The sequence below is a fragment of the Streptomyces sp. NPDC060209 genome, assembly GCF_042728155.1.
In the GTDB taxonomy this organism is placed as follows: Bacteria; Actinomycetota; Actinomycetes; order Streptomycetales; family Streptomycetaceae; genus Streptomyces.
This window is the reverse complement of record NZ_JBHWZS010000488.1, coordinates 1-3780: the sequence shown is the minus strand read 5'-3', so window position 1 is coordinate 3780 and position 3780 is coordinate 1. Positions and strand designations below refer to the sequence as shown.

The following is a 3780-nucleotide window of genomic DNA, read 5'->3' as shown; positions in this document are numbered from 1 at the left end:
GCTACTTTCCTGCGGCTGACTGGACCCTAGACAAGTCCCATCGCCGCAGGTCAGGAGCACTCTCCGCCTATTTGATCAAGGCATGGACGAGCCCATTCGTGAAAGTGCGAGGTTAACCAGGCATCGTGACCGACCAGCCCCAAAGTCGGCCTGACCTCCCAGAGCCTCACGCCGACAGGTGTGGGGCATTCGGCGGGCCTACCGGCGCTCAGTGGTGAGCCCCCGCGGCAGGACACCGCCCTCGCCCTGCCTTCTGCCGGAACCGGCCAAGGATGAGGCAGGTAAGACGCCAAAGGCGTCTGCCCCCTACCGCTCCCGCTCCGGGGCCACAGCGCCTCTGGCCGCCTTGGCAACATCGCCTGGCACGTATGGGATGGCCGTGGATGGGCGGGCCGGTTGATGCTGCGCGGATCGCTTAGCGCTGGGTGTCGGGCGCGGGGCCAAGTCCCCTGCGCATGTCGTACTCCACGTCGGGGCGAGGCCTGCCGGTATCTTTCGCGTACTGGGCGACAGCGTTCTGCATATCGCGTGCCAGATCACGCCACGCCCGCCACGCTGTTTCCTGGGCCACGGCCTGCGCCGGGGTAAACGACTCAGCCGAGGGCGGACCGAACCGCTCCCGCAGCTCCTCGACATGGCCGTGCGCCTCATCCACAGCGCGCTGCTTCTCGATCAACTCTTCCAAGGTGTATCCCACAGCGTCGAACACTAGCCGCGGCCCACCATCTGACAGCGCTCATAACCGGCGCCCGATTTGCTTTCTTCCAGCACCTGTCGACCTCGCGCGGCTCGGCCCTGAGGGCGTTGTCGGCTACGGCCGGGCATTCACCGGCCTCGAGGCCAACCAGAGCGCGGCCCTCTTCCCCGAGGACACCGTCGGCCTCGGCTATGTGCACGCAGTCGGTGACGAGATCGTGTTGCGCGATACCGGCGACATCCGTGCCGACCTGCTCGGCGTGATCGCCGCTTTTGCACGCATGGTGAGTCGCGAGCCGGCTGGCCCTGTCTTCGCGCAGCTCATCGGTGCCGCTCAGACGGACCGCGAGCTCGCCTCCCAGTTCGATCAGCACTACTTCGGCCCACGCCGACGCCAGGCCTTCACATCGACACCGCCGCCACGCACGGCAACGAACGCGAGTCCGCCGAGCCATCCGCGAATGCGCCGTACCCCGCGAGGAGGCCGGAGGGCGGCTGCGTGGCGTCTGATGCGTGTGATCGCAAGGCGTTGGAATGGTCTCGCCGTGGAGTTACCAGGCATTTCGGCAACGCCGCGAGTGTGGGTGCCAGACGCCACGCGGCGGACGGCAGTTCGACGACAGGGCCCAGGGACAGTTCCACCATGTCCGCAGGCCGTGAAGGCCCGCACAGGTCCTGACAGAAGGGCCTGTGTGTCCGGGCTCGGCCTCCCGGAGGCAGACGCTCCGGCACAGGCGGCACGCTGAGAATCCTGCGGAGCTCTCCCTTCCAGGACCGCCGCCCCTACCCTGGCAGGCATGACCACGGGGGATGAACTGCTCCTGCTCGCGATAGTCCCGGGCAGGCGGCGCATACGAATACGAAGCGAGGACCGGCTTCGCTACGCCCTGCGGACCTCGGAGTTGGCGGAACTGTGCCTGGCCGGACGGATCACCGTCGGGCGCCGGCGGATCGAGGTGTTGGACACCCGACCCGTCGAGGACCGTCGCCTGAGCAATGTCCTGCAAGGTCTCGGCGCAACTGCTCCCCCGCCCGGCCTCAAGGACTGGCTGCGCCGGACACCGCGCTCCCTGACCGTCGAGTACCTCTCCCGACTGGAGGACCAGAAGGCGGTCCGTGTCCGTCGGTGGCGCGATTCCAGCGGCCGTACCCGCAACGACATTCTCTCCCTGGACCTGCCGCGCCGCCAGGCGCTCCTGACCCGCCTCGACAGCGTGGTCCGCTCCGGCTCCGCAAGGTCCACCGCTGACCGCAACCTCACCCTCGCCGTGCTTGCCCAGGCCGCGTGCCTCGCCCCTGCCGCCTATCCTGGACTGCGCGGCATCACCGACCGCCGCCGCATGGCCGCCCTCGCCGCAACACACCGTCTCACCCCCGCAACCACCGGAGCGGTCCCAGTCACCGACGAGGAACTCGCTGCGGCACTGACCACCGGCGCCGACGTCCTCACCCGCCAACTCCTCGGCGAGCTCAGTGACCTCTACGCCGACTTCACCACCGGCGGCCACGGTCTCAGCCACGATCTGGACTCCGGCAATTGGTCCGAGGGCGGCGCAGGCGGCACCGGCCACCACGGCGACGGGCACGCCGGCTGGTGACTCCGACAGCCGAAAGTCGCACGGCCCTTGACCGCGCCCGGGGCAGGCCGCGCCGCAACAGGGAGATCATCACGAGACGTGGTGTGGCAGCCGCCCCCTGCCCGGCGACGGGACGCTGACGCTACGTCACCCGATCGCGACACCGGTTCACCTGAAGAAACGGCACGCCCGTCCGGTCCCCGGGGTGAGCGGGTCGCCGTGACCGTTCCCTATTTGAGGAGGGCGACGACGGCGAGAACGGTCCCAGCAACTGCGGCTAGTTCGGCCGCGATCGTCAGTACCGGACGCCGGGGCCCGTCATCGGGAGTGTCGAAGTACCAGCCGATGACGACACCCCCCATCACAATGATCCAGACGAACACCACTGGTTTCGGCGCGTTCATCCGGGAGGCGAAGAAGCCTATGCCACCGCACAGAACCAAGAACCACGCGTATCGGTCGGTCACGCGACATCCCCCGTCAGGATTGCAGCCGGCGTTCACGATCCTGCCACGAAGGCGGGCAGCGCAAGGCCCACTATTCACGCGCGGAGGCCGGGCGCCATGCCGTCCAGGCCAGCGCCACCACGACGAGTGAACTGGCCCCGCCACCCGTAACGGCGAACGGCCGCCTCCACGTTGGGCCATCCATGCAACGAATGATCATTTCTGTCGCCCTGGCCGCCGTCCTCGCCCCCGTGGCCGCCGCCCCTGCGGCATCCGCACCCACCGCGGCTCGGGCTTACGTCGACAAGCGGGTCAGGGACTGTGCGGGGAAGGGCCCTGGCTGCCGTCCGGGGGCCGTTGCCCACTACTGGTACAAGCGCGGCTCGACGGCCCGTGGGGTGGGCTGGGTGTACGCCTCGCGGGAGGGGGTGCGCTCCGGCACCGCCCGCTGGCTGGTCAAGAAGCCCGGCGGCACGTGGAAGACCGGCGGCGGCTGGAAGCGCGCGGCCCGGGTGGGTGGCACGTTCGTGGAGACGTCATGGGGCCGGGACAGGCACACGGGCCCGGTGTATCCGCGCAGTACCCGGATCTGCATCGAGTTCAAGGGCCTGTCCACGAAAGCCTGCTTCACGCTGAAGTAGCCCGGGTCTACTTGGCTCGCCCCGCCCCGGGGGATGGTGCAACCGTTGACGGGCGAGCCTTGTCTTCATCGGCATGACAGTCACTCGAAGATCGCGGTCCGCCCCGAACAATCGGGAGCTGCGGTTGTGGAGGGTCGGCCGGGCGCTGGCCCTCTCCTTCTGCGTTGCGGTCCTGGTAGCGGGCTGCGTCTTCCTGGGCTTGGTGTACCTGCTGGACTTCCAGGAGATCGACAACACCCAGAAGCTCGACGCCAAGACGCTCTTCGACATGGTGAAGCTCTCCTTCGGTGTAGTGGCCGGGGCCGGAGCGCTCGTCGCCCTTGTCGTCGCCTACCGCCGCCAGCGCGTCGACGAGGCCGGGGGCCGGGGTGCCGGCCGCCGGGGCGGCGGTCGGCATGGGTCCGGCGGGCCGTTCCATCC

5 protein-coding genes and 1 pseudogene are annotated in these 3780 nt (G+C 68.9%); 4 read left to right on the top strand and 2 right to left on the bottom strand.

Annotated elements, in window-relative coordinates:
- Window positions 1-415: 415 nt before the first annotated feature.
- Complete coding sequence (locus ACFWFI_RS41585) at window positions 416-697, bottom strand: hypothetical protein (protein WP_387400977.1); 282 nt, start codon at window positions 695-697, stop codon at window positions 416-418.
- On the opposite strand from ACFWFI_RS41585, the gene ACFWFI_RS41580 reads away from it, so the two are divergent.
- Both ACFWFI_RS41580 and ACFWFI_RS41575 read left to right on the top strand, forming a co-directional pair.
- Window positions 687-1442, top strand: a complete 756-nt coding sequence (locus tag ACFWFI_RS41580) for a TetR-like C-terminal domain-containing protein (protein WP_387400975.1) — start codon at window positions 687-689, stop codon at window positions 1440-1442. The two genes, ACFWFI_RS41585 and ACFWFI_RS41580, sit on opposite strands and share 11 nt — an antisense overlap.
- Before the next feature lie 51 nt (window positions 1443-1493).
- Window positions 1494-2294, top strand: coding sequence for a GOLPH3/VPS74 family protein (locus ACFWFI_RS41575; protein ID WP_387400973.1), 801 nt, complete (start codon window positions 1494-1496; stop codon window positions 2292-2294).
- Between the two features lie 209 nt (window positions 2295-2503).
- Here ACFWFI_RS41575 and ACFWFI_RS41570 read toward each other — a convergent pair whose 3' ends face one another.
- Window positions 2504-2740 (bottom strand): hypothetical protein, encoded by a 237-nt coding sequence (locus ACFWFI_RS41570; RefSeq protein WP_387400971.1) that lies wholly within the window; start codon window positions 2738-2740, stop codon window positions 2504-2506.
- A 191-nt stretch (window positions 2741-2931) separates the two neighbouring features.
- Here ACFWFI_RS41570 and ACFWFI_RS41565 point away from each other — a divergent pair, with 191 nt between their 5' ends.
- Both ACFWFI_RS41565 and ACFWFI_RS41560 read left to right on the top strand, forming a co-directional pair.
- On the top strand, window positions 2932-3360 hold the full coding sequence (locus ACFWFI_RS41565; protein WP_387400969.1) for a hypothetical protein: 429 nt from the start codon (window positions 2932-2934) through the stop codon (window positions 3358-3360).
- 73 nt (window positions 3361-3433) lie between these two features.
- Window positions 3434-3780 (top strand): annotated as a pseudogene (locus ACFWFI_RS41560) (hypothetical protein); the annotation flags it as partial.